Genomic DNA, 24002 nt, shown 5'->3' with positions numbered 1-24002 from the left:
TTGTTAATTAATTTAAGAGTAGCATTATTTTTTTGGTACGGGATCAAACCCACCATCATGCCATGGATGACACTTACCAATACGTTTTAAACTAAGACCAAGCCCCTTAAAAAAGCCATGCGCTTGGATTGCGTCATAGGAATACTGCGAGCAAGTTGGCTGAAAACGACAATTAGAACCCAATAAGGGGCTAATAAATAGTTGGTAAAATTTAATGGGCATTAAGAGTAAGTAACGCATTAATGAGTGGTTATTTTTTTGAATAAATGTAGCAAGTCATCAGTCATTATAGAGTTTTTAGCGGGCTTTGAATGCCTTGCCATTACTACAAACTCCCAATGATTTAAGTCATTTTGATGTGTTCTAAAGGTTTCGCGTGCCATTCTTTTGGCTCTATTTCTATCAACAGCTAATTTATGAACTTTTTTTGCAATGGCAAGTCCAAGGCGTGGTGTGGGTGTGTCAATTTTTCGTGCGATGATTTGCCAGTATCGCCCTTTGGTCATTTTGCCATGATTAAAAATAGCTTTATAATCAAAGGGTTTTAAAATTCTTAAGTTGTGTGTTAGCCTAAGGGACACTTAAATTAGCTAAGCTGCTAAACGCTTACGCCTTTTTTTTCTACGTGCATTAATCACAGCACGACCTGATTTGGTGCTCATTCTTGATCTGAAACCGTGTGTACGTTTACGTTTGATGACACTCGGTTGAAAGGTTCTCTTTTGCTTCATAATGAATATCTTTATGATAAAATCTCTCAATTTTACCATGACTTAATTCGACAGCCTTATATTTGTTGTCTTGTTAAGGGTTAATATTGCATCGTTTTTTATACCCATATTTAAAAAATGCTACAATACCTAGTTCAATTCACAATCCATTATCAAAGGGCTACCATCAACTTATTAAGCAAGGTTCTAAGCTAACTGACAATATTGAAGATATATTATCCGAGCTACCCAAAGGGCTAGGCTTGTCGGTTTTACTTAAAAAAGAAGCTACTTATGCAAAAAATGTAGATAAAACAGATGCTATGCTATTAAAATGTCTGAGTTATAATGCGGTGACGGTTGATAAGCTGGTTGAAAAAACCAACCTTAGCCCACAGATAATTACCCAAGCGCTTTTATTACTTGAGCTTGAAAACAAGGTGGCTAAAATGACAGGATCAGGCTACGTACTAACTAAGTGAGATTTTTATGACAAATAACATTCTTGATGTTCTAACTTATATGTTTGATTATCTTTTTGAAGAGGCAGAGCAAGATTCTACCCATGAAATTGATGATACCGAGTTAAGAGCACATCTTTCAGACATTGGATTTGATACAATGCACATTGATAAGGTGCTTAGTTGGCTAGAAAACATCACCACCATTCAAGATGGCAAAATCAAGCCATTCAAGACGACTTATCAAGCCGGTATGCGTATTTATACTGAGTCTGAAAAAATAAAACTCAGCACTAAATCTAGAGGCTTTTTGCTGTTTATGGAAAATATTGGCCAACTAGATGCTAATCAGCGCGAGATGATTATTGATCAAATCATGTCATTGGGCGATGCTAGTATCTCTTTAGAAGATCTTAAATGGGTAGTGATGATGGTATTAGGCAATAGTGTTGATGGCGAAACATCAGCGCAATGGCTAGAATCCATCGTGTTTCTTGATGACAATCACACCATTCAATAATGGCAAAAAATCTTGTTATTGTTGAGTCCCCTGCCAAAGCTAAAACCATTGGAAAGTTTTTAGGTAAGGACTTTAGCGTTAAATCTAGTATTGGTCACATCCGTGACATGCCCAAGAAAAACATGGGCATTGACATTGAAAACAATTTTATCCCCACCTATGAAATTACCACGGATAAGAAAAAAGTAGTCGCTGATTTGCGCAAGGCCGTAAAAGTAGCAGAAAAAGTCTATCTCGCAACGGACGAGGATCGCGAAGGTGAGGCTATTGCTTGGCATTTACTAGAAGCACTCAATTTGCCCAAAGACACCCCAAGAATTGTCTTTCATGAGATTACCAAAAGTGCTATTACTAACGCCATTGTTAAGCCTAGAACGGTTGATTATCAGTTGGTAGATGCTCAACAAGCACGCCGCATTATTGACAGATTGGTAGGTTTTGAAATATCGCCTGTTCTATGGCGCAAGATTTCAGGCGCGCGTTCTGCTGGCAGGGTGCAATCCCCAGTGATGCGCCTCGTGGTCGAAAGAGAGCGAGAAATTAGCCAACATATTACCAATTCTACTTACAAAGTCAAAGCAGAGTTGGTGAGTGAAGGTGGCGAGATGTCTGAGGTTAAACTGAGCAAAGAGTTTGAATCTAAAGAGCAGGCATTAGCCTTTGCTAATGCGCTTTTATCGGCTAATTTAACCGTTGCATCAACTGAGAAAAAACCCTCTAAACGCTCATCAAAGCCCCCCTTTATTACCTCAACCTTGCAACAAGAAGCCTCTCAAAAATTAGGCTTTTCGGTTAAGCAAACCATGACTTTGGCACAAAATTTGTACCGTGAAGGCTCTATTACTTACATGCGAACTGATTCATTCACGCTGTCAGAAATAGCCATTGAGGCAGCCGGTCAAGTCATTGCAAAAGAATTTGGCAGTGACTATCACCACATAAGACGATATAAAACCAAAGATACAGGTGCACAAGAAGCGCATGAGGCAATTCGCCCAACTGATTTAACCAAGCCTAGTATTTTTGGTATTGAAGATCAGGCTGCTAAATTATATAGCCTTATTTACAAACGCACATTGGCTTGCCAAATGAGCGACGCTCAATTACAAAAAACCCAAATAAAAATCAACATTTCAGGGCTTGAGGAAAAATTCCTAGCTAATGGCGAAATATTGACATTTCCAGGGTTTTTAAGAGTTTATGATTATCTATCGTCAGAGGATAAATTATTGCCCGATTTAAACAAAGGCGATATATTGAGTTTGGCTAGTTTTAAAGCCAGAGAGAGCTTTTCAAGAGCTAAACCTCGCTACACTGAAGCTTCGCTAGTGAAAAAAATTGAGGAAATGGGTATCGGTAGGCCTTCAACATTCGCCACTATGGTATCGACAGTGCAAGACAGAAATTACGTCACAAAAGAGACCAGAGAAGGTGTTGAACGTGCGTATCAACTGATTGAAATCAAAGACAACCAGGTCATTCAATCACAGCCAAGCGAAGTAACAGGCGCTGAAAAAAACAAATTGTTCCCAACCAATGTTGCCTATTTACTCACCGATTTTCTAGTCAAATATTTTGACAACATCATTGATTATAAATTCACTGCCAAACTTGAAAGTGATTTTGACACCATTGCCACACAAAATGTCCCGTGGCAAGGCGTAGTTAAGAATTTTTACACCCCTTTTCATCAAAAAATTGAAGACGCTGCTGACATTTCCAGAGAAGAAACCCACGGCATGCGCGAACTCGGCACAGACCCAAAAAGTGGCAAACCTGTTAGCGTGCGTTTCGGCAGATACGGTGCTTTTGCCCAAATCGGCCATAAAGACGACAAAGACAAGCCAGCCTTTGCCTCACTCAGAGGCTCATTAGACATTGAAAGCATTACTCTTGATGAGGCTTTAGAATTATTTAACATGCCTCGCACCGTCGGCGAGACTGATGATTTTGGCACCATTAAAGCCAACTATGGTCGCTTTGGTCCCTATATCCAATATGGCAAGAAATACGTCGCACTCAAGGAAGATACCCCAGAAGAAGTCAGCTTAGAAAAAGCACTAGAACTCATTAAAGCTAAAGAAAAATTCGACGCCGAACGCATCATCAAAGCCTTCGATGACTCCGACATCCAAGTCCTCAACGGCCGTTTTGGCCCCTACATTTGGAACGGCAAGAAAAAAAGCAAAGGTCAAAAAAACATCACCATCAAAAAAGTCTTCGGCGATAAAGCCCCGGCAGACCTAACTCTTGAAGAATGTAAAAAAGCGGTTACTGGAAAACTCAAGCCTAAAGTCAAAAAGAAGACAGTTAAGAAAAAAGTTACCAAAAGGTAGAGTATTTAATTAAAATTAAAAACACTTTGTGTCTTTTAGTTTTTAATTATGAATTATGCCAATCTCTAAAAACACCCTTCAATCTCAAGCCAAGCCATTTTTAAAATGGGCAGGCGGGAAAAGAGGGTTAATAACACAATTATTTGACAAATTTCCCACTGATTTTAATAACTATCATGAGCCATTTTTAGGTGGTGGTGCGGTATTTTTTAAACTTTATTCAAGGGGGATGCTAAAAGGTAAAAAGGCATATCTTTCTGATATAAATTCAGAACTTATTAATGCCTATAGTGTGGTTAAAAGTAGCCCTAAAAAGCTAATAACTGAATTAGAATATTATAAGAACAGCCATAATAAAGAGTTTTATTATCAAACTAGAGAACTAGATAGGCGGGATATTTTTAAAACACTGACAGAATTAGTGAGAGCTGCACGATTTATTTACCTTAATAAGACTTATTTTAACGGACTTTACCGTGTCAACTCAAAAGGTTATTTTAATACGCGCCAATAGCCAATAGGCAGTTATAAAAATCCAAATATTGCCGATAAAGAAGTAATTTTAAATGCCCGTGAGGCATTGCAAAATGCCGTTATTACTAACCAATCGTTTGATAAGACAATAGACAACGCAAATTCAAATGATTTTGTTTACCTTGATCCGCCTTACTATCCACTGACTGAAACTGTCAGTTTTACTGCTTACGATAAAAATGCTTTTTTAGACGAAAAACAAAAACAGTTGTTTGATATGTTTAAAAAACTACATCAAAAAAAATGTACAGTTTCAAAGCACCAACAGAAAAGAACCCTAAAAGAGAAACAATAACCCCAAGACGACATGACAGTGTGTATTTAGAATTACAAGCCATTAATCAGCAAAATCAAGAATACTCTGTTTTAATGGGTGAGGCTGTAGAGAAAATTTACAATTGTGAAGGTCCTAGCAAAATTTTAAAAGATGGGAAATTTGCACTATTAAAAAATTGCTACATTGGCAGCGTTGAATATGAAACATTATTAAAGACTATAAAATGGCTATTTATAGAGCAAGACATAACTTATTGGAGTTTTTCTGGAAGGGCGATGTTTAAAAATAAGATAGATGAAAATGTACGATTTTAATGATTTAAAAACTACATTCCAAGACTCAATATTTACATGGAGTTATTTCACAGACTTTAGCAAGGTCAAATTAAATGTTGCAAAAGTCGATGTGGAACTTAATATTTTAAATAGTTTGATTGGGAAAGACGATATAGAAAGTGAGTTTATATCATTGATAAAACAATATCCAAATATCAGGAAGGCATTACCGCTTTTAATCGCTACTAGAAAAAATAAGCTTCAAGATACACCGATTGTTTCAGATGTGGATGAATTAATCTCTGAGAATAAGTCGTATATTTTCTATAACGCTATTGATGAAAAAATTAAAAAAGAGTTGTTGATCTTTTTTAATGAAAGCGGTTTAAAAGAAATTTTTATAAATAAACACGTTAAAAATTTAGTAGATTATTGTTTTGGTGTAGAGGTTGGTTTTGATACCAATGCAAGGAAGGGTAGAACGGGCAAATTAATGGAGGGTATTGTATCTCAATATTTGCAAGATTTTTGTAGTGAAAATAACAATTTTAGCTACATAGAACAAGCAACACAAGCAAGCATTAAAGCAATGTTTGATTATGAAATTAGAATTGATAAAAATAATCGTCGATTTGATTTTGCCTTATATAATGAACAGAATAGAAAATTATATCTAATTGAAGTCAATTATTATGGCGGCGGATCTAAATTAAAAGCAACTGCGGGTGAATATCAAGCATTGAATGATTTTGTTAAATCACAAGGTTTAAATTTTAATTGGATTACTGATGGTAGGGGGTGGTTGACAGCGCTCAACCCTTTGGAAGAAACTTTTAATCACAATGACCATGTTATCAATTTAAATATGTTGTATTTAATTTTATATCTTTTGTATATTATTTTATTTACAATAATAAAAATTAGGTTATAATCATGTTTGAGAAAGATATTAAGATTGAATTGATAAAAAGAGACGTGAAACCTAGTGAAGTTTATAAGGCGTTAGGACTTGAAAGGGCGCATTTTTATCAAGCAATCAAAAGCTATAATCTAAATAACAAGACTTTAAAAAAGATTTTGGATTATTTAGAGTTAGAAGTATCTGCTACTTTGAAACATAGAGACTACTTGAACGATGCCAAAAATAAAAAAACTTAATCCTGAGGGTTTTGAACAAGAATGTGCCACAGTATGGAGTTTTCCTCGGCGTGGGAATTGGGCAACCCATAAAAGCACATATAGGGGGAATTGGGCGCCAGAAGTTGTTAGAAATTTAATTTTAAGGTATTCAAAACAAGGTGATTATTTACTTGACCCTATGATTGGTGGTGGCACAACTGCTATAGAGTGCAAACTATTAAATAGGAATTTATTGGCGTTAGATATAAATCCAAACGCAATCCAAATTACAGAAACTGCGCTTGATTTTGAGAGTGAATTTAATCCAACTATAAAAATAAGAATTAACGATAGTAGGGATTTGTCCATATATTCATAATTTTGATGTGTTTTGTGATGAGATGGAAAAAGCTGCAAAAGAATTTTATCGGGTGTTGAAGCGTGGTAAATACTGTGCTATTTTAGTTGGGATACTAGGCGTAATAAAATGTGCCAGCCTTTGGCGTTTAAGGTCATGCAAAGATTTTTTAATGCGGGGTTTGAATTAAAAGAAGATATTATCAAACATCAGCATAATTGCAAGGCAACTAGCTTTTGGGTTAATAAAAGTAAAGATTATAATTTTTTGTTAATTAAACATGAGCATTTGTTTGTATTTAAGAAAGTATGATGGTTTTGAAAAATAATTAAAAGGAGTGTGTTATGTATGATTATCAAATTGTTTGTTTGAATGGTGCTAGTAGAACGAAAGATAAAGAAACCACAGACGCAACAGCAGTTCACCCCACAAGCAAGGCGTGTGGAAGTTTTTATCGAGAAATTTTGCCAAGAAAATAGTGTAGTGTGTTTAGGCGGTGTTGCATTTGGTAAAGGCTTGTTGAGAAATTTAACTTATGCATTAGAAGAAAATAATTTTAAAGAAAATTGGACATTCTTTAGCGATACATATACTGATCAATTAGAGTCCATGACATGCTGAATTAAAAAACACCATACAATTAAAGTCTTTACGTATTTTGACCAAGATTGAGCATAAAGATGTTGATGCGAATGTGCGGTAAAATGCTAGATTTTTACAACTAAAAGATTATGTTATTGTTAAGTGAAGTGATTATTGCCAATCCTCAAGTGGAGAATTTTGAGGCGTTGGTTGTGGTTTTGAAACAGGTGTCTAAGGGATCTGATGAGCGGTTTTTTAGGATGGATGTGAAGCCTGATTATGTGGATGTGCCTGATAATTGGGAGGACCGCTTAGAAGCGGCCTTTTATTAGGAGATAGCTGATGGGAAAATACTTAAATAAAGAGCAGATTTTTGATGCTGAGGGTGGTGAGGATTTATATGCCAATGAAGAGCAGCTTCAGTCCAGGCTAGATTATTTTGAAAAACAAATCCAAGCGCAAACTGAGGATACGCCTGCTGAGGAACAAATTAAGAATTTATTAGAGATTGGCAGGATTCAAGTTGAGCGTTATAAGGGTTCAGATGCTTGGGAAAAGGCCTTTAGTGCTTTTGATATCGCGAGAGATAATGAGCTTTGGGAATTGGCAGTTGAGGCCTGTGATGTGATGTTTTTATCCGAAGGGCCAGATGCTTTGAAGGCATTAGGTCATGCGTTGTGGTTAGGCGTGACTTTTCCAATTGACCCAGAATTGACTGTTGCAATGCTACAACATTTGGTTGAGGAGTTGCCAAAAGAGGCAGATACTCGTGCCATTGCTGCTGCAACGGCGCATTATATTACTTCTATGCGCTGTGGTGTGGATGATGATTTAACTTTTTTCGCCTCACAAATGATGGCATCTGTTGCGGATGAGCATTCGCATGTGACTGATCAGTCAACGTTTGATTTATGGCGTAAAACCTTACAACTAGACAAGCCAGAAGTGTTTTTGAAAAAACTTTCAGGCGCTGTTGATCAGTTAGTGGCTGATGATTGGTGGGTTGATAGAGATAAGATTAAAGCAAAATTAGACGCTGAAGGTAAGTAATGAAAATTAAGGTTTGTGGATTCACCAATGCAGATAATGCTAATCAAGCTGCCATGCTTGGTATTGATGCAATTGGCTTGGTGTTTTATGGCAAATCCCCGCGTTGTGTTGATATAGAGACTGCGATTGATATTGTCAGTGCATTGCCACCCTTTGTGAATCGTGTGGGCTTGTTTGTAAATGCGGACGCTCACTTTATTGACGAGGTATTGTGTGAAGTGCCACTGGATACTTTGCAATTTCATGGCGATGAGACAGCGCATGAGTGCGTCCAATATGCCATGCCGTTTATTAAGGCGTTGCGTGTGAATGTGCAGACTAATATCACCAAAATGGCAGATGAGTATCATCAGGCTAGTGGTTTGTTATTGGATGCGTTTAACAAAGATATTTATGGCGGTACAGGTGAGAATTTTGATTGGCACTTGGCTAAGGTTGATATTAATTTGCCTATTATTTTAGCGGGCGGGCTTAACCCTAATACGGTGGCTGATGCTATTAACCAAGTGCACCCTTATGCAGTTGATGTGTCAAGTGGTGTTGAAAGTGCAAAAGGTATTAAAGATATTAACAAGATTAAACAATTTTTAGCTAATATGAGATAATAGATTTATTTCACTTTTCCTTAAAAAGTAAAATATAGATTTATTTATTACACTTTTTGTACTAAATATTAAGCATGAAGATATCAAAATTTAAGGCGGGCGTCTTTCAATCTAAAAATAATGGAAAACATCATGAGTATCAATGCTTTTTGCCAAACGGCATCAATCACACATTTGAAGTTGGCAATAATAATTTACAAGTACAGTTAGAAAAATCTATCCATTTGTTAGGTGAATTGAATGCTATGACAAGATTGGTGCCGAATATTGATTTGTTTATCATGAGTTTTATAAGTAATGAGGCAACTTTATCTAGCAAAATAGAAGGCACACAAACTGAAATTGAGGATTCATTTAAAAAAGAGGAGGGCATTAAAATAGAGCAAAGAGATGATTGGCTCGAAGTCACTCTTTATATAAACGCAGTGCGAAGTGCCATTAATAATCTAAATAAACTACCAATTTGCATGCGTTTAATTCAACAGGCACATGCAACACTACTATCATCAGGAAGGGGCAAGCAAAAACTATCAGGAGAGTTTCGTACTTCACAAAATTGGATTGGTGGAAGTAGTATTCAGAATGCTGATTTTATTCCACCGCATCAAGACGATGTATATGAACTGATGTCAGATTTAGAAAAATTTCTAAATAATAAAATCGCCATTCCAAAAATAATAAAAATTGCTATTATTCATTATCAATTTGAGACCATTCATCCTTTTTGTGATGGTAATGGTAGAATTGGTAGAATGCTAATACCACTATATTTAGTTGATAAAAAACTCTTATCAAAGCCCTTGCTTTATATGTCAGCATTTTTTGAAGCTAATAAGGATGAATACTATCAAAGGCTGATGCAAGTTAGAATGAAGGATGACTTGTTGGGCTGGTTATTATTTTTCCTTAAGGGTGTGGAAATAACGACCAAACATAGTGTTGGCGTTTTAATAGAAACTTTAGAGCCTAAGGAAAGCCTGAGTGAAAAAATTCAAGAAAAAACTGGCTCCTAGGTCGGTCAATAATATAAAAATGTTTGAAAAATTATTTGAAACCCCATTTGTCAGGGTGGAAGATGTTAAGATAGAGTTATCAGTGTCTGCAACAACTGCTAAAAATATCGTTGATGATTTGGTTAGAGTTGATGTTTTAAATGAGTTAACGGGCAACAAGCGTAATCGTCTTTTCGCTTTTAAGTCCTATTTACAATTATTAAAAAAACCATTCCCAAAATATGAGTAATTACAATTTACCAGACGATAAAGGTCATTTTGAGCAATATGGTGGTGTTTTCATTGCAGAAACACTCATGACAGCCGTTACTGAACTCAAAGATGCTTATGCTAAATATAAAGATGATAAGGATTTTATTCATGAGTTTGAGCAGGATTTAAAGCATTATGTAGGTCGTGAAACGCCACTTTACCATGCACAAAATTTAAGTAAGAAGCTAGGTGGTGCCCAGATTTATCTTAAACGTGAAGATTTAAATCATACGGGTGCACATAAAATTAACAACACCATTGGTCAAGCGCTACTTGCTAAGCGCATGGGTAAAACACGCATCATTGCTGAAACAGGTGCTGGTCAGCATGGCGTGGCAACGGCAACGGTTGCAGCACGTTTGAGGCTAGAATGTGTAGTTTATATGGGCGAGGTGGATGTGGCTCGCCAAGCACTCAATGTGTTTCGCATGAAATTGTTAGGTGCCACGGTTATTCCAGTTACTTCAGGCTCAAAAACACTCAAAGACTCACTTAATGAAGCGATGCGCGATTGGGTGACAAATATTGATGATACCTTTTATATTATTGGTACAGTCGCAGGCCCGCACCCTTACCCAATGATGGTGCGAGATTTTCAAAGCATTATTGGCAAAGAAGCAAAAGCACAATTTAACACGCAAGTGGGTGGCTTGCCTGATGCTTTAGTGGCTTGTGTGGGTGGCGGTTCAAATGCAATTGGTTTGTTCCATGCATTTATTGATGACGCCTCAGTTGAAATTTATGGTGTTGAGGCGGCAGGATATGGCTTAGAAAAAGGTCCAACTGCACATGCTGCCCCACTTTGTGCAGGCAGTGTGGGTGTTTTACACGGTAATCGCACTTATTTAATGGAAGATGAAAACGGGCAAATTATTGAGGGGCATTCAATTTCAGCAGGTCTGGATTATCCTGGTGTTGGCCCAGAACATGCCTATTTAAAAGACAGTGGTCGTGTGCAATACGTGGCAATTACTGATGAAGAGGCATTAGAGGCATTCCATACGCTCACCAAAATTGAAGGCATTTTGCCGGCACTAGAATCTTCTCACGCTGTGGCTTATGGCATTAAGCTTGCAAAAGAATTAGGCAAAGATAAACATATCATTATTAACCTTTCAGGTCGTGGTGATAAAGATATCCATACCATTGCACAAATTGAAGGCATTGAGTTTTAATGAATAGGACTCAAAAAACTCAGAATGTACCCTCTAAGCAGATTGTTTTGATAGCATTAATTTATATCTTTTTTTCAAATACTATACCATTTGTTAAGGATATTATAGAGGGTGATAGCCTTATGCACTTGCTACACGAAGGTATTATTGCTTTTTTGTGTATTATTGCAATCTATATTGTTTTGGCATGAAATTGTGATTAATAGCCGTTACACGCAGGATTTGCAACAGGATTTGCAACAAGCAAACAAGGATAAAAAAACCTATTCCAAACAAATTAAAATTTTTAAGAATGAGTTATTTAAAGTTCTAGAAATTCAATTTAAAGAGTGGTCTTTAAGTAAATCTGAACAAGAGGTGGCATTGTTGTTGTTGTTAAAAGGCTTAAGCCTCGAAGAAATTAGCCAAATAAGAGGCACTAAGGAAAAAACAATACGCCAACAACAAGCCTCGACTATTTATCAAAAATCTAATTTAAAAGGTCGACACGAACTATCAGCCTATTTTGCAGTGAAAAGTCTGTTCTAATCATCATGTTGTAATTGCCAATAAAAATTAGCATTAGGTATGCGGATCTGATCGTCATCATAATTACCTTTTGAGGCTTGTTTATGGCATGCTTCACAGCTTGAGAGCGTCCCTACTTTTTGGCTGGGCAATCAATTTTTTGGGTATATCGCTATGCTTTCTACGCATGTAAGGTGTTTTTAATATGCTCAATGGTACATCATCATATGATAGGGACTTCATGATTTTACGTGAACGCTTAAATGGTGCATTCAGCTGCGTTAGTAATCATATAGTTAGGTAGTTGTTTTCTTACCTGCTGTTCATCAAATACGATATCTTCACCAAAGTGGTCTTGTAATGATGAGTTACCCATCATTTTCTGCCAAGATCTGGCTGGCAATAACCCAGGGTGATAAGGAAAGTGACAAGCGCCACATTCTTCTAAATACAATGAATTCTTAACTGGAGCAACAACATCTAGCTCTTTGCCAAAAAAGTTACTAAAAATATTATCTGCTTGGCTATAAAGTGAATAAAAAGATATGGCGAATAATGACGTAATTGCTAAGTATTTTTTAAACATAATTTTCTCCTTAGTTTTTTCTAATAAATTCTATAAAATTAACTTTTTCTACTGCTGTGCACACTCCTTTATAGGTAAATTTGCAGTTTCTCTTTAACCACTTGTTTATTTTTTTGATGTTAGTTAATCTTTTTTTGGTTGATTTTTGGTGACATGGGTTTAATTAATTTTTTTAGTTCTTACATGCGCGCCATTTTTTTTTAAGATTGTTAGTATGGCAACTTGTACAGCTTTTATTGGAAATTAATTCTTGTTTCCAAAGTTGCTCTCCTTGAGTTGTATCTATCATTGTAATATCAACGCCCCATGAGCGATACAATTGGTTGAAATCTATTGTTTCAGAGTGGACATTAAAGGCGTATAAAGGCAGCATAATCATGTATTTATATAGTTTCATTATTGGCTTTTTTGTTAAAAACTGTAGTTTCTCCAGTAATCATCATCATTGGAAGGTTTGCTTTATAAATATAACTTGAGTAAAGAACGCCAACAATGTGAAAACTAATTGCAATCAACATGGTGTATGACAAAACAAGGTGTATTTCTTTTGCAATAAAGGCTTGTGGGTCATTAAAATAAGTAACAAACGACAAAAATATACTATTAAATTCAAATAGACCTTGTATTAATAAGCCGCTTATAACTATAGCGACAAGCATAGTCATCATTATTAAAATCATTATGCTGCCAGCAGGATTGTGTATTTTGAACTCTATTGGTGTTGAACTAGACAGTTTAAGTAAGTAATTGAGTATTGATTTTGGGCTATGCAAGTAATTACCCCATAAGGCATTTTTATCACCCATAAAGCCCCAAATAATTCTTGTTAGTACAAAGCTGGTTAATAAATAGAATAGCCTGAGATAATATGTATTGCATCACCTCCATTATTGTTATTACCTGTCATAAAAAGAGTAATAAATAAAACAACTAGGAACCAATGAAAAATTCTAGTCATAATATTGATGTTAGTGTTATTGGAATGCATCATTCTTTCATGTTGTTGTCAAGCTTGAATAAATAATAACCATATTAAATATGGTTATATATTGGGCAAAGGTCTTGTTGTAGAGGTTTTTATACATACGTCTAATAAAAGACGAGCTACTTTAAGAGTACTATTATTTCAAATCAGAGTTTTATTTGGGGCTGTGTTGGTTTTTTTCTTAGCCACCACAATAGCACCGATAGTTGGAGTAATAATAGTGGAATGGTTGATAATAGTACAACTTCCCAGCCAAAATTAAACACAAACCAACCTACTGATAATGAGGCCATGGCTTGCATACCAAAAATTAGAAAGTCATTGATGGATTGTACTTTAAATTTTTCATCCTCGTGATAAGCGCGTGGTAATAAACTGGTGCCGCCGATAAATAAAAAGTTCCAGCCAAGTCCTAAGAGGATTAATGCCATCCAGTAATTATTTAGACTGTGGCCAGTATAGCCAATTACAATACAAACCAGGTATAGCATGATGCCAATTATCATCATTTTGTTAAGCCCAAATAGTTTGACAATAATTGGCGCAAATAAAGACGGCAGAAACATGGCAATAACGTGAGATTGGATAACAAATTTAGTTTGTGTTAATGAAAAGCCATCAATAACATGCATACTCACTGGTGTGGCAGTCATGATATAACTCATAATAACGTAACCTACTGCAGCACTGGACATGGCAACGATAAATACAGGTTGTTTGATGATATTTTTTAAACTTCTGCCTGATTGCTTTTGTTTGGCTTTAGGTGCGTGGTTTGGTTGATAAAACCACAGCAATAAGAACGCAAGTACAAAACAGATGCTGAGTAGTAAAAATGAGCCAACAAAGGTGGTATCAAACCAATCCTTTCCTAGAATTGCAAGTTCTGGTCCTAAAAAAGCAGAAACCAAACCGCCAATAAGCACGGCCGAGGTTGCTGTTGCACTGAGATTTTCATCAACACTTTCAATGGCAGCAAATCTAAACTGATTCATGGTTGCTGTGGTGGCACCAAACAGGAAAGTGGACAGACAAAACAAATAAAATGATTCTATTTGTAAGGCAGTGATGGCAAGTGCAATGACAGCAATTGTATAGATACAAATACCCAAAAAAGTACGTCTTCTGCCAATTTTAGACATCATGTAGACAACAGGAATGATGCTAGCAGCAGTACCTAGCACAATCATTGCTACTGGCAAGGTTGATAAACTGGCATAGGGCGCTAAAGATTGACCAATAATACCACCTAGAAAAATAACAAAAACGCCTAGGGACATAAACAGCAACAAACTAATTGTTAACAACCAGACATTACGAGGTAGTGAGTGCATTTATTTTTTAGTCGGGCGTTGCCAATTTTTTAGGCTAGTTTGCTTGGTACGACTTAAACTTAATTGATTGTCAGGTACTATTTTGGTGATGGTAGAGCCTGCACCAATTGTGGCATTTTTACCAATTTTGATGGGTGCAACTAGTTGAGAATCAGAACCAATGAATGCGCCATCGCCAATGACGGTTTGATGTTTGTTAACACCATCATAATTACAAGTGATGACACCAGCACCAATGTTGACGCTCTTGCCGATAATGGCATCGCCCACATAACTTAAATGAGAAACTTTGGTGTTTTCACCAATGGTGGACTTTTTAATTTCAACAAAATTACCAATTTTGGCATGGGTTTTGATGTGAGTTTGTGGGCGAATGCGTGCAAATGGACCAATAGTAGCACCCTCTTCAATAACGCAATCTTCAATAACGCAATTTGACAAGATTGACACATAATTGCCGATTTTAGTGTTTTTTATAATACAATTCGGTGCAATTGTAGTGTTGCATCCTAATGATACCTTACCTTCAATGAGTGTGTTAATGTCAATCTCGCAATCTTGCCCAAAGGTGAATGCGCCTCGGCAATCAAATCTATTTGGGTCTTTTAAGCCAAGTCCTTGTTGCATAAATTGTGTTGCTTGATTTTTTTGGAAAATACGTTCTAATTCTGCTAGTTGTACTTTGTCATTCACACCCGCTACCTCAAATTGATTTTTGCTAATGATGGATGAAACAGTTTGCCCATCAGCGACTGCACAAGCAATAATATCGGTTAAATAAAGCTCTCCTTGGGCATTGCTTGAGTTGATTTTGCTTAAATATTGTTTTAATAGTTGCGAGTGAACAGCCATAATGCCTGTATTCACTTCATTAATATTTAGTTGTGCATTATTTGCATCTTTTTGTTCAATAATGGCTTGTATTTGCTCGCCTTTGCGAATGATGCGCCCATAGCCAGTTGGGTTATCTAAAATCACAGACAACAAAGAAAGGCCACTTTGCTGTGCTTGGTGAATTAAATCAGCCAGTGTGGCTTTTTTAATCAGCGGCACATCGCCATATAATATGAGTGAGATTGAATTGTCCTCAATATGTGGCATTGCTTGTGCTACGGCGTGTCCAGCGCCTAATTGTTCGGTTTGTTTTACCCAGTTGATATTGGAGTCGTTAATTTGTTGTTGTACTTGTTTGCCTTCAAAGCCATAAACCACATGAATTTTATCGCACAAAGGTTTGGCTTGAGATAAAACATGCCCCAATAAGGTGTTATTTGATAAGATTTGCAAGACTTTTGGCCTGGATGAGTGCATGCGTGAGCCTTTGCCTGCGGCTAAAATAATAGCGTGAATATCACTCATAAGAATAGTCTAAAAGTCCTCTACAATTGGGTTTTGATCAAGATAAGACTGGGTAATGCCAGGTACAATAAAACTAATAATGCCAATCACTTGCCCATTTTTTCGATCTACGCTGTAGGTTGCGGCGCGCATTTGCATGGGCGCATTTTTAAAAATATCAGCAAAGTTGCGCGATTTACGCGATTGGGTAATAAAATCTTCTTTACTGATGAACGTGTATTTAATATTGTGTTTTTGATAGGCTTCATTTTCAAAATCAGCGATTATTTTAGTAAATTCACGCTTATTAAAAGTGTTGGCACTAATTTGGATAATGTCTAATTTGTTATTACCTTGTTCAATTAAGACTAAATCAAACTGTGTTTTTAGCGCATAGAATATTTTCTTAATTTTGCTGACATCTGTTAGTGGCATTATTAGCACAATGGAGACGAGTCTGTCGTTTAAGAACCGAAAAGCAATTTCAGCTTCCTCACCCGCTAATGAATGTTTTTGCATGCACAGTGTGCCTTTTTCGTATTTGGCAGAGCAATCTTCTAATGGGTGTACCTTTTGTAAATATACTTTTGGTGTGCCAATTAGGTATTGTTTATAAAGGCGAATTGGCGATTCAGAGATACTCTGGGCGCTCACTAATAACAAACCAAGTAGTGTGACAAGTTTTATGGAAAATTTATTCACAATGATAGGTGCAACATGTGATTTATACGTCTGAAAAGTGCAGAATATAAATGTTTGTTTAAAAAGCAAGAGGCGTGACTAGTCATTATTAAAAAATCGTTGTTTTTATGTGTTGCACAATAGGTATTGTTTATAAAGGCGAATTGGCGATTCAGAGATACTCTGGGCGCTCACTAATAACAAACCAAGTAGTGTGACAAGTTTTATGGAAAATTTATTCACAATGATAGGTGCAACATGTGATTTATACGTCTGAAAAGTGCAGAATATAAATGTTTGTTTAAAAAGCAAGAGGCGTGACTAGTCATTATTAAAAAATCGTTGTTTTTATGTGTTGCATAAATTGTATCAAGTTAATAAGTAGTCTGGGTTGATATTGTAAACGCTTAGAGGCATAAATACAATAAAATCAACCACTATGAGCAATGCCTGTTATCACTGTGGATTAGAAGTGACGAGTCATAATAAAGTCCAAGCATCGATTGAAGGTGAGTACAAAGACTTTTGTTGTGTTGGTTGTGCAAGCGTGTGTCAAACCATTTATTTGAGTGGGTTGGGTTCTTTTTATCATCAACAAACCAATTCATTGCTGCCTGCTGTTGATTTGGAATATCCAATAGAATTTTATGATGCAGATGCTTTTCAGCAGCCTTTTTTAGAGCCTGCTGATGAGGGGGCTAAAACCATCACCCTAATTAGCGATACCATTCATTGTGCTGCTTGTGTGTGGCTGATTGAAAGAGCAATTGGCGCACTTGATGGGGTTGTTTGGGTGCGAGTCAGTTTGACTGATAAGCGCATTCGTCTTAGTTGGACTGATGCTGATATTCAACTGTCTGTCATTATGAAAAGATTAGCAGATCTTGGATATGCAGCCATGCCGTACGAGCAGAATATGGCTGAGTTTATTGCCAATAAAGCCAATAAAGCCATGCTTTATCGTATTAGTTTTAGCGCATTTACAATGATGAATTTATTATGGATTTCAGTTGCCATGTACACAGGTGCAGCAGATGGGGAATATCATCATTATTTTCAGTGGCTGGGTTTTGCATTGGCCACGCCTACTTTATTTTATGCGGGCATGCCGTTTCTTAAAAATGCTTATTTTGGGCTTAAAAACCGTTTTATGAATATGGATGTGTCGATTAGTATTGGCGCATTGAGTACGTATTTTTATTCTGTGTATGTGCTATTGGGGTTGTCTACTAAAAATGAGGTGTATTTTGATACGGTGGTTAATTTTATCTTTGTGATTTTAATTGGTCGTTATCTTGAAAGCTCAGCCAAAAAATCCACGCTATCAGCCTCTAGTGCTTTGCAGCAGTTGCAACCTAAAGTTGCCTATGTGGTTAGCAAAGGCGAGGAAAAAATTACACCAGTAGGTGCGATTAAAATAGGTGGGACTGTGTTGATTAGGCCTGCAGAACGTTTAGCAGTGGACGGTATTGTTTTATCAGGCGATAGTGAAGTGGATGAATCGCTATTAACAGGAGAGTCTTTATTGGTTAGGAAGCAATCTGGTGATGAGGTATTTGCTGGCTCGGTTAATACCAGTGGTAGTCTTATGATTAAAGTGACAAAAACCTTAAAGAATTCGGCTTTAGGGCAAATTGTTAGCTTAGTTGAGAATACGCAATACAACAAAAACTCAATTATTTGCACACTTGATAAGATTATTCCCTATTTTGTTGGTACGACCATTTTTTTGGCAATAGCGACTTTTATTTATTGGTATCCATATGGTTTTGATTGGGCATTGCTAAGTGCTACCAGCGTGCTGATTATTACTTGTCCTTGTGCATTTGGGTTAGCCACGCCCATGAGTATTGCAGTTGCAAGTGGCGCAGCAATTAAGAAAAAAATACTCATCAAAAACAGTGATGCACTTGAAGTGCTAGACAAAGTAGACTGGGTGGTTTTTGATAAAACTGGCACACTCACCAAAGGCGAATTTAGCATCAGCCATATTGAAGCCTTGATTGATAAAACCAATTTTATCAATATCATGGCTAGCATTGAAAGGCATTCTGAACATCCTTTGGCTAAAGCAATTGTTGGCGCTGATATGGCCAATAGCGCTTTAGAAGTGAGTGGGTTTTATGCTGACCATGGTCAAGGTGTGCGTGGTGTTATTAATCAGCAAAGTTATAAAATTGGTCATTTGTCTTATGTGGATATCAAGCATCAAGTGGATGCTGATTTGTTAAATAAATCCAGGCTATTAGAGCAACAAGGTGCGAGCTGTATTTGGTGTGCTAACAAATCTAGTGTGCTGGGTTTTATTGCTTTAAAAGATCAAATTAAATTAGATGCTACTAAGGTTGTTGATCGGCTTAAATCCATGGGTAAGCAAGTGAGCATATTAAGTGGTGATAGTGAAGTAGTCACCCAAACGGTTGCCTCAAAACTGGGGATTGAACATGTAATTGCGCATGCTTTGCCAAAAGATAAGGCTGATTATATAAAACAATTACAGCAAAACCATACAGTGCTTATGGTGGGCGATGGTGTGAATGATGCACCTGCCTTGGTGCAAGCTGATACCAGTATTGCGATTGGCTCAGGCAGTGATGTGTCGGTTAATAGTGCAGATTTGGTTATTTTAAAATCCACGCTTAGTCCAATTATTGAGCTGATTAATTTAGCAAAGCATACCAACAGCACCATTAAACAAAATATCACTTTTGCGCTACTATACAATGCTTTTATGGTGCCACTGGCGATGATGGCAAAGGTTACACCACTATTTGCAGCCATTGTTATGCCGATTAGTTCATTAATTGTGATTGGCAATGCTGCGCGTCTAAGAAACAAGTAAAAACAGCATACGCATAAGTATCAAATAGTATATAATTTATCCTCTTTTACGATTTTATAATAAATCCAGATAACATGAAAACAGGTATTCATCCTAATTACAATGACGTTAAAGTAGTTTGCTCATGTGGCAATACCTTTGAAACACGCTCAACCGTTGACAAAGAAGAATTGCACTTAGATGTATGTTCTAGTTGCCATCCTTTTTATACAGGCAAACAAAAGATTATGGACAGTGCTGGTCGTGTTGAGAGGTTTAAATCACGTTATGCCAATTTTAAGAGGTAAGGGTACAAAATTCAATAAAAAAAGCCACTTTAGCGTTAGCGGCTTTTTTATGCCTGATTGGTAAAGATATACGAACAAAATCATTATAATTATAATGATTACTTTTTATATTAAAAGCCCATGTCATTTAATTATATTAATGCCTTATTGAAAAAACCCACCTCACGCACACCTATTTGGGTGATGCGCCAAGCAGGTCGTTATTTACCAGAATATCGAGCAACGCGTGCAAAAGCAGGTGATTTCTTAACCCTGTGTAAATCACCTGAACTGGCATGTGAAGTCACCATGCAGCCCATTAATCGTTTTGATTTAGATGCAGCCATTTTGTTCTCAGATATTTTAACCATTCCTGATGCAATGGATTTGGGCTTGTATTTTTCAGAAGACGAAGGTCCTAAATTTTCAAAACCACTTAATACATTAGCCTCCATTGAGCAATTAAAAAAGCCCGATGTGGGTAATGAGTTGTCTTATGTCACTGACGCCGTATCAGTGATTAAGAAAGATTTAAATAACAAGGTGCCATTAATTGGCTTTACAGGTAGCCCATGGACATTAGCCACGTATATGGTTGAAGGTGGTTCAAGCAAGAACTTTGCCAAAGTTAAAGGGCTGATGTATGAAAACCCCGTACACATGCACCAATTATTAGACAAATTAGTAGACACAATAATTGATTATTTGAATGGTCAAATTCAAGCAGGTGCGGATTCGGTGATGATTTTTGATACTTGGGGTGGTTTGTTGAATAAACAAAGCTATGAAGATTTTTCACTTCAATATATGACCAAAATCGTTAATGGCATCAAGCGTGAATTTAACGGTAAAACCATTCCAGTCACCTTGTTTACTAAAGGTGGTGCCATGTGGCTAGAGCAGATTGCAAACAGTGGTTGTGATGGTGTGGCATTGGACTGGACAGTGGAGTTAAATAATGCACAACAGCGTATTGGCACTAAGGTGGCACTTCAGGGTAATTTAGATCCTTGTGTTTTATACGCATCACCTGAAAAAATACGTAAAGAAGTTAAAAAAATCTTATCACAATTTCAAGGTGATACAGGCCACGTATTTAACCTAGGTCATGGTATCTCTCCTGATGTCAATCCTGAGCACATGAAAGTTCTGGTAGATGCTGTGCATGAATTTAGCAAAAGATAACGCATAATGTCAAGATTAAGTACAATTTTTACCCAACTTACTGTTGGTAAAAAAGCATTTATACCCTTTATCACTGCAGGGGATAACGGGCTTGATAATACCCTTGAATTGATGCAAGTTTTGGTCAAAAATGGTGCAGATGTGATTGAGTTGGGTGTGCCGTTTTCAGATCCGATGGCTGATGGTCCTACCATTGCTAAGTCGTATGAACGAGCGGTGGCAGATGGGGTGAGTTTACGTGACGTGCTAAGTCTAGTTGAAAAGTTTAGACAAGGCAACGATACAACCGCCATTGTGCTAATGGGCTATCTTAATCCGATTGAGGTTTTTGGCTATCAGGCCTTTGCTAATGCTGCTAGTGAAAGCGGTGTTGATGGTGTGTTAGTGGTAGACATGCCACCGGAAGAGGCGCATGATTTAAAGCAAAGCCTTGATGATGTTAACATTGACTTTATCTTTTTGGTTGCACCAACAACAACGGATGAGCGCTTAGTATTTTTAGCCACCATTGCTTCAGGTTTTATTTATTTTGTCGCCCTTAAAGGGGTAACGGGTGCGGGGCATTTGGATGTTGATTTGGTTAAAACGCATCTTTTAAGAATTCGTCAAATGGTTGATTTACCTATTGGGGTGGGTTTTGGTATTAAAGATGCTAAAAGTGCAAAGGCAGTGTCTGAGTATGCAGATGCAGTTATTGTAGGCTCATCACTGGTTGCATTTATTGAACAATATGCAAATGATAGGGATAAAATGTTAGCAAGTGTTGGGCACTTGGCAGATGAAATTTCTACTGCAATTAAATAATTAAAATAAGGGAAAAGCGTATGAGTTGGTTAGAAAAAATCTTACCCTCTATTACCAGTGTAGCAAAGAAAAATATTCCAGAAGGTTTATGGAGTAAGTGCCCTAAGTGTGAAACCACGCTTTATTCAGAAGAGTTAAAGACGTTGAATTATGTTTGTCCTAAGTGTGATTATCACATGCGCCTTACTGCTAGGGCACGTATTGATGGTTTTTTAGACAAGCAGGGGCAAGAAGAAATTGCTGCTGATTTGAACTCAGTTGACCCTTTAAAATTTAAAGACCAAAAAAAATACAAAGACCGTTGTTTACAAGCACAAAAAACCACCCATGAAAAAGATGCACTTGTGGTTAAAACAGGCACGCTTAACGGCATAAAAGTCGTGATTGCCGCTTTTGAATTTAAATTTATGGGCGGCTCTATGGGTTCTGTAGTTGGCGAGAAGTTTGTTCGCGCTGCAAAAATAAGCATTGAAACCAACGCACCACTGATTTGCTTTTCAGCCTCAGGGGGTGCGCGCATGCAAGAAGGTTTGTTCTCACTGATGCAAATGAGCAAAACAGCTTTAATGATTAAGTTGCTGAGTGATAAAAAAGTACCTTTTATTTCGATTTTAACCGACCCAACCATGGGCGGTGTTTCTGCTAGTTTTGCCATGTTAGGCGATGTTCATATTGCTGAGCCAAATGCGTTGATTGGTTTTGCTGGCCCTAGAGTGGTTGAACAAACCGTGCGAGAATCATTACCAGAAGGTTTTCAGCGTAGTGAGTTTTTGTTAGAAAAAGGTGCGATTGATATGATTGTGCACCGGTCTGAGTTGCGCACTCAAGTACATAAGATATTAAGTGCCATGACCTTTAATAATGGCTAAATACAAAATCCTCTACAAGCTTAGCCATGTAAATGGTGCTTTGGTTGATGAGTCTTGGGATGAGCCACTTGAGTTTGAATTGGGGGATGGTCAGCTAGATTCGTGCTTAGAGTCCTGCATTATTGATGCTCAAGTGGGTCAATTGCAAGCCTTTCTTTTAAGTACGTCAGAGGCATTTGGAAATGAAACAGAAGAAGCCTTTCAAATTATGAAGCGTTCAGATTTTCCACAAACCATAGCAATTGAGTTAGATGCCGTTGTTGAGTTTAAAACACCTATAGGGGATTCTTACGTGGGTTGTATTGATAAAATCAAGGGAGATGATATTACCGTTAATTTTAATCACCCACTGGCAGGTAGCGATGTCTCTTTTCAGGTAAAGATCCTTCAAAAACAGTGAAAGTTTTATTGGCAAATCCACGTGGCTTCTGTGCTGGTGTTGACCGTGCAATTGAAATTGTGGAGCGTGCATTAAAATTGCATGGTGCACCTGTCTATGTTCGTCATGAAGTAGTGCATAATAAATTTGTAGTTGATGGGCTAAAGGCTAAAGGTGCTGTTTTTGTTGAAGATATTGCTGGTGTGCCTAATGACCAAGTGGTTATTTTTAGTGCACATGGCGTGTCAATGGCAGTACGTAAGCAGACTCAGGATATAGACGCAACTATTTATGATGCCACTTGTCCTTTGGTGACTAAGGTGCATAAAGAAGTGACCAGGAAACAAAAACAAAATCATCAAGTTATTTTAATTGGCCATAAAGGGCATCCAGAGGTTGAAGGCACGTTAGGGCAGTCTAATGAGGGTGGGCATGTTCAATTAGTGGAAACAATTGAGGATGTTGAACGCTTGAATTTATCAAAAAACACCCCTATTTCTTATACAACACAAACCACATTGTCGATTGACGACACTCAATATATTGTGGATTATTTAAAATCAAAATTTCCCACTATTGATGCACCTAAAAAAGATGATATTTGCTATGCTACACAAAATCGCCAAGATGGCGTTAAAATTTTGATGCAATCTTCTGATGTATTGTTGGTATTAGGTTCTAGCAATTCATCTAATTCAAATCGTCTTAGAGAAACTGCGGAAAAAATGGGCATTCCCGCCTATCTAATTGATAACGCTGATGAAATTGACGAGTTGTGGCTTAAAGGTGTGGACACAATAGGTGTCACCGCAGGCGCTTCAGCACCAGAAGTTTTGGTTCAAGAGGTCATTCATTATTTGCGTGATAAGGGCGTTACTAAAGTTATTGAGGTGAATGGTGCGAAGGAGAATATTCACTTTCCAGTACCAAAAGAATTAAGATAGGATATTTTATTTTTA

General features: G+C 37.1%; 30 protein-coding genes and 3 pseudogenes. 23 read left to right on the top strand and 10 right to left on the bottom strand.

Features of this window, described 5'->3' with window-relative positions; all coding sequences use genetic code 11:
* Positions 1-24: 24 nt before the first annotated feature.
* The 3 genes from yidD to rpmH are packed head-to-tail and all read right to left on the bottom strand — an operon-like array spanning position 25 to position 731.
* Positions 25-240, bottom strand: coding sequence for a membrane protein insertion efficiency factor YidD (gene yidD, locus CVFO_RS07150; protein ID WP_201339351.1), 216 nt, complete (start codon positions 238-240; stop codon positions 25-27).
* On the bottom strand, positions 240-581 hold the full coding sequence (gene rnpA / locus CVFO_RS07145; protein ID WP_201339350.1) for a ribonuclease P protein component: 342 nt from the start codon (positions 579-581) through the stop codon (positions 240-242). Before rnpA ends, yidD begins: the two co-directional genes overlap by 1 nt.
* A 9-nt stretch (positions 582-590) precedes the next feature.
* Positions 591-731, bottom strand: a complete 141-nt coding sequence (rpmH, locus tag CVFO_RS07140) for a 50S ribosomal protein L34 (RefSeq protein WP_201339349.1) — start codon at positions 729-731, stop codon at positions 591-593.
* An 86-nt stretch (positions 732-817) separates the two neighbouring features.
* Here rpmH and CVFO_RS07135 point away from each other — a divergent pair, with 86 nt between their 5' ends.
* The 16 genes and pseudogenes from CVFO_RS07135 (at position 818) to CVFO_RS07055 (ending at position 11795) form a co-directional block, all read left to right on the top strand.
* Positions 818-1192: a DprA-like winged helix domain-containing protein gene (locus CVFO_RS07135; protein WP_201339348.1), complete on the top strand. Its 375-nt coding sequence runs from the start codon at positions 818-820 to the stop codon at positions 1190-1192.
* 7 nt (positions 1193-1199) lie between these two features.
* Positions 1200-1691, top strand: a complete 492-nt coding sequence (locus tag CVFO_RS07130; protein ID WP_201339347.1) for a Smg family protein — start codon at positions 1200-1202, stop codon at positions 1689-1691.
* Positions 1691-4027 carry a type I DNA topoisomerase gene (gene topA, locus CVFO_RS07125; RefSeq protein ID WP_201339346.1) on the top strand — a complete coding sequence of 779 codons (2337 nt, stop codon included), beginning with the start codon at positions 1691-1693 and terminating at the stop codon, positions 4025-4027. Before CVFO_RS07130 ends, topA begins: the two co-directional genes overlap by 1 nt.
* 55 nt (positions 4028-4082) lie before the next feature.
* Positions 4083-4856 (top strand): annotated as a pseudogene (locus tag CVFO_RS08860) (DNA adenine methylase).
* 20 nt (positions 4857-4876) lie between these two features.
* Positions 4877-5152, top strand: coding sequence for a hypothetical protein (locus tag CVFO_RS07110; protein ID WP_225879244.1), 276 nt, complete (start codon positions 4877-4879; stop codon positions 5150-5152).
* Complete coding sequence (locus CVFO_RS07105) at positions 5139-6044, top strand: type II restriction endonuclease (RefSeq protein WP_201339343.1); 906 nt, start codon at positions 5139-5141, stop codon at positions 6042-6044. The genes CVFO_RS07110 and CVFO_RS07105 overlap by 14 nt, the downstream gene beginning before the upstream one ends.
* A 2-nt stretch (positions 6045-6046) precedes the next feature.
* Entirely contained in the window at positions 6047-6271 is a 225-nt protein-coding gene (locus CVFO_RS07100; protein WP_201339342.1) for a hypothetical protein, read from the top strand.
* Positions 6249-6611 (top strand): TRM11 family SAM-dependent methyltransferase, encoded by a 363-nt coding sequence (locus CVFO_RS09245; protein ID WP_342591007.1) that lies wholly within the window; start codon positions 6249-6251, stop codon positions 6609-6611. The genes CVFO_RS07100 and CVFO_RS09245 overlap by 23 nt, the downstream gene beginning before the upstream one ends.
* A 351-nt stretch (positions 6612-6962) precedes the next feature.
* A complete protein-coding gene (locus tag CVFO_RS07090; RefSeq protein WP_225879243.1) occupies positions 6963-7211 on the top strand; it encodes a hypothetical protein in 249 nt (82 codons plus the stop codon).
* Between the two features lie 110 nt (positions 7212-7321).
* Complete coding sequence (locus tag CVFO_RS07085) at positions 7322-7504, top strand: sulfur relay protein DsrC (RefSeq protein ID WP_201339340.1); 183 nt, start codon at positions 7322-7324, stop codon at positions 7502-7504.
* Positions 7505-7514: 10 nt separating this feature from the next.
* Positions 7515-8222 (top strand): hypothetical protein, encoded by a 708-nt coding sequence (locus CVFO_RS07080; RefSeq protein WP_201339339.1) that lies wholly within the window; start codon positions 7515-7517, stop codon positions 8220-8222.
* Entirely contained in the window at positions 8222-8827 is a 606-nt protein-coding gene (locus CVFO_RS07075; RefSeq protein ID WP_201339338.1) for a phosphoribosylanthranilate isomerase, read from the top strand. Before CVFO_RS07080 ends, CVFO_RS07075 begins: the two co-directional genes overlap by 1 nt.
* Before the next feature lie 74 nt (positions 8828-8901).
* Positions 8902-9840, top strand: coding sequence for a Fic family protein (locus tag CVFO_RS07070; RefSeq protein ID WP_201339337.1), 939 nt, complete (start codon positions 8902-8904; stop codon positions 9838-9840).
* A gap of 19 nt (positions 9841-9859) precedes the next feature.
* Positions 9860-10069, top strand: coding sequence for a hypothetical protein (locus tag CVFO_RS07065; RefSeq protein ID WP_201339336.1), 210 nt, complete (start codon positions 9860-9862; stop codon positions 10067-10069).
* Entirely contained in the window at positions 10062-11267 is a 1206-nt protein-coding gene (gene trpB / locus CVFO_RS07060) for a tryptophan synthase subunit beta (RefSeq protein ID WP_201339335.1), read from the top strand. Before CVFO_RS07065 ends, trpB begins: the two co-directional genes overlap by 8 nt.
* A 195-nt stretch (positions 11268-11462) precedes the next feature.
* A complete protein-coding gene (locus CVFO_RS07055) occupies positions 11463-11795 on the top strand; it encodes a helix-turn-helix transcriptional regulator (RefSeq protein WP_225879242.1) in 333 nt (110 codons plus the stop codon).
* Positions 11796-12033: 238 nt separating this feature from the next.
* On the opposite strand, the gene CVFO_RS07045 is transcribed toward CVFO_RS07055, so the two are convergent.
* The 7 genes and pseudogenes from CVFO_RS07045 to CVFO_RS07015 all read right to left on the bottom strand — a co-directional run bounded on the left by CVFO_RS07045 (position 12034) and on the right by CVFO_RS07015 (position 16719).
* The gene (locus tag CVFO_RS07045; RefSeq protein ID WP_201339332.1) at positions 12034-12360 is read right to left on the bottom strand and encodes a hypothetical protein; all 327 of its coding nucleotides are present in this window, start codon (positions 12358-12360) and stop codon (positions 12034-12036) included.
* A 10-nt stretch (positions 12361-12370) separates the two neighbouring features.
* Positions 12371-12505 (bottom strand): annotated as a pseudogene (locus tag CVFO_RS09545) (DUF1924 domain-containing protein); the annotation flags it as partial.
* 27 nt (positions 12506-12532) lie between these two features.
* Positions 12533-12757: a hypothetical protein gene (locus tag CVFO_RS07035; protein WP_201339331.1), complete on the bottom strand. Its 225-nt coding sequence runs from the start codon at positions 12755-12757 to the stop codon at positions 12533-12535.
* Positions 12744-13196, bottom strand: a pseudogene (locus CVFO_RS07030) (cytochrome b/b6 domain-containing protein); the annotation flags it as partial. The pseudogene CVFO_RS07030 and the gene CVFO_RS07035, both read right to left, overlap by 14 nt.
* A 295-nt stretch (positions 13197-13491) precedes the next feature.
* Positions 13492-14679 carry an MFS transporter gene (locus CVFO_RS07025; protein WP_201339330.1) on the bottom strand — a complete coding sequence of 396 codons (1188 nt, stop codon included), beginning with the start codon at positions 14677-14679 and terminating at the stop codon, positions 13492-13494.
* On the bottom strand, positions 14680-16038 hold the full coding sequence (glmU, locus tag CVFO_RS07020) for a bifunctional UDP-N-acetylglucosamine diphosphorylase/glucosamine-1-phosphate N-acetyltransferase GlmU (protein ID WP_201339329.1): 1359 nt from the start codon (positions 16036-16038) through the stop codon (positions 14680-14682). It abuts the gene before it with no gap.
* A 9-nt stretch (positions 16039-16047) separates the two neighbouring features.
* A complete protein-coding gene (locus tag CVFO_RS07015) occupies positions 16048-16719 on the bottom strand; it encodes a hypothetical protein (protein WP_201339328.1) in 672 nt (223 codons plus the stop codon).
* Positions 16720-17137: 418 nt separating this feature from the next.
* Here CVFO_RS07015 and CVFO_RS07010 point away from each other — a divergent pair, with 418 nt between their 5' ends.
* The 7 genes from CVFO_RS07010 (at position 17138) to ispH (ending at position 23987) form a co-directional block, all read left to right on the top strand.
* The gene (locus CVFO_RS07010) at positions 17138-19540 is read left to right on the top strand and encodes a heavy metal translocating P-type ATPase (RefSeq protein ID WP_201339327.1); all 2403 of its coding nucleotides are present in this window, start codon (positions 17138-17140) and stop codon (positions 19538-19540) included.
* Between the two features lie 74 nt (positions 19541-19614).
* A complete protein-coding gene (gene rpmE / locus CVFO_RS07005; protein WP_201339326.1) occupies positions 19615-19827 on the top strand; it encodes a 50S ribosomal protein L31 in 213 nt (70 codons plus the stop codon).
* A 120-nt stretch (positions 19828-19947) separates the two neighbouring features.
* Complete coding sequence (gene hemE, locus CVFO_RS07000; protein ID WP_201339325.1) at positions 19948-20991, top strand: uroporphyrinogen decarboxylase; 1044 nt, start codon at positions 19948-19950, stop codon at positions 20989-20991.
* 6 nt (positions 20992-20997) lie between these two features.
* Positions 20998-21795, top strand: coding sequence for a tryptophan synthase subunit alpha (gene trpA / locus CVFO_RS06995; protein WP_201339324.1), 798 nt, complete (start codon positions 20998-21000; stop codon positions 21793-21795).
* Between the two features lie 20 nt (positions 21796-21815).
* Complete coding sequence (accD, locus tag CVFO_RS06990) at positions 21816-22664, top strand: acetyl-CoA carboxylase, carboxyltransferase subunit beta (protein ID WP_201339323.1); 849 nt, start codon at positions 21816-21818, stop codon at positions 22662-22664.
* Positions 22657-23064, top strand: a complete 408-nt coding sequence (locus CVFO_RS06985) for an FKBP-type peptidyl-prolyl cis-trans isomerase (protein WP_201339322.1) — start codon at positions 22657-22659, stop codon at positions 23062-23064. Before accD ends, CVFO_RS06985 begins: the two co-directional genes overlap by 8 nt.
* Complete coding sequence (gene ispH, locus CVFO_RS06980) at positions 23061-23987, top strand: 4-hydroxy-3-methylbut-2-enyl diphosphate reductase (RefSeq protein WP_201339321.1); 927 nt, start codon at positions 23061-23063, stop codon at positions 23985-23987. The genes CVFO_RS06985 and ispH overlap by 4 nt, the downstream gene beginning before the upstream one ends.
* Positions 23988-24002: the final 15 nt, after the last annotated feature.

The sequence above is a fragment of the Isorropodon fossajaponicum endosymbiont JTNG4 genome (genome assembly GCF_016592615.1).
Taxonomy (GTDB): Bacteria; Pseudomonadota; Gammaproteobacteria; order PS1; family Pseudothioglobaceae; genus Ruthia.
The sequence above is the reverse complement of the archived record's forward strand: the minus strand, read 5'-3'. Positions and strand labels throughout refer to the sequence as shown.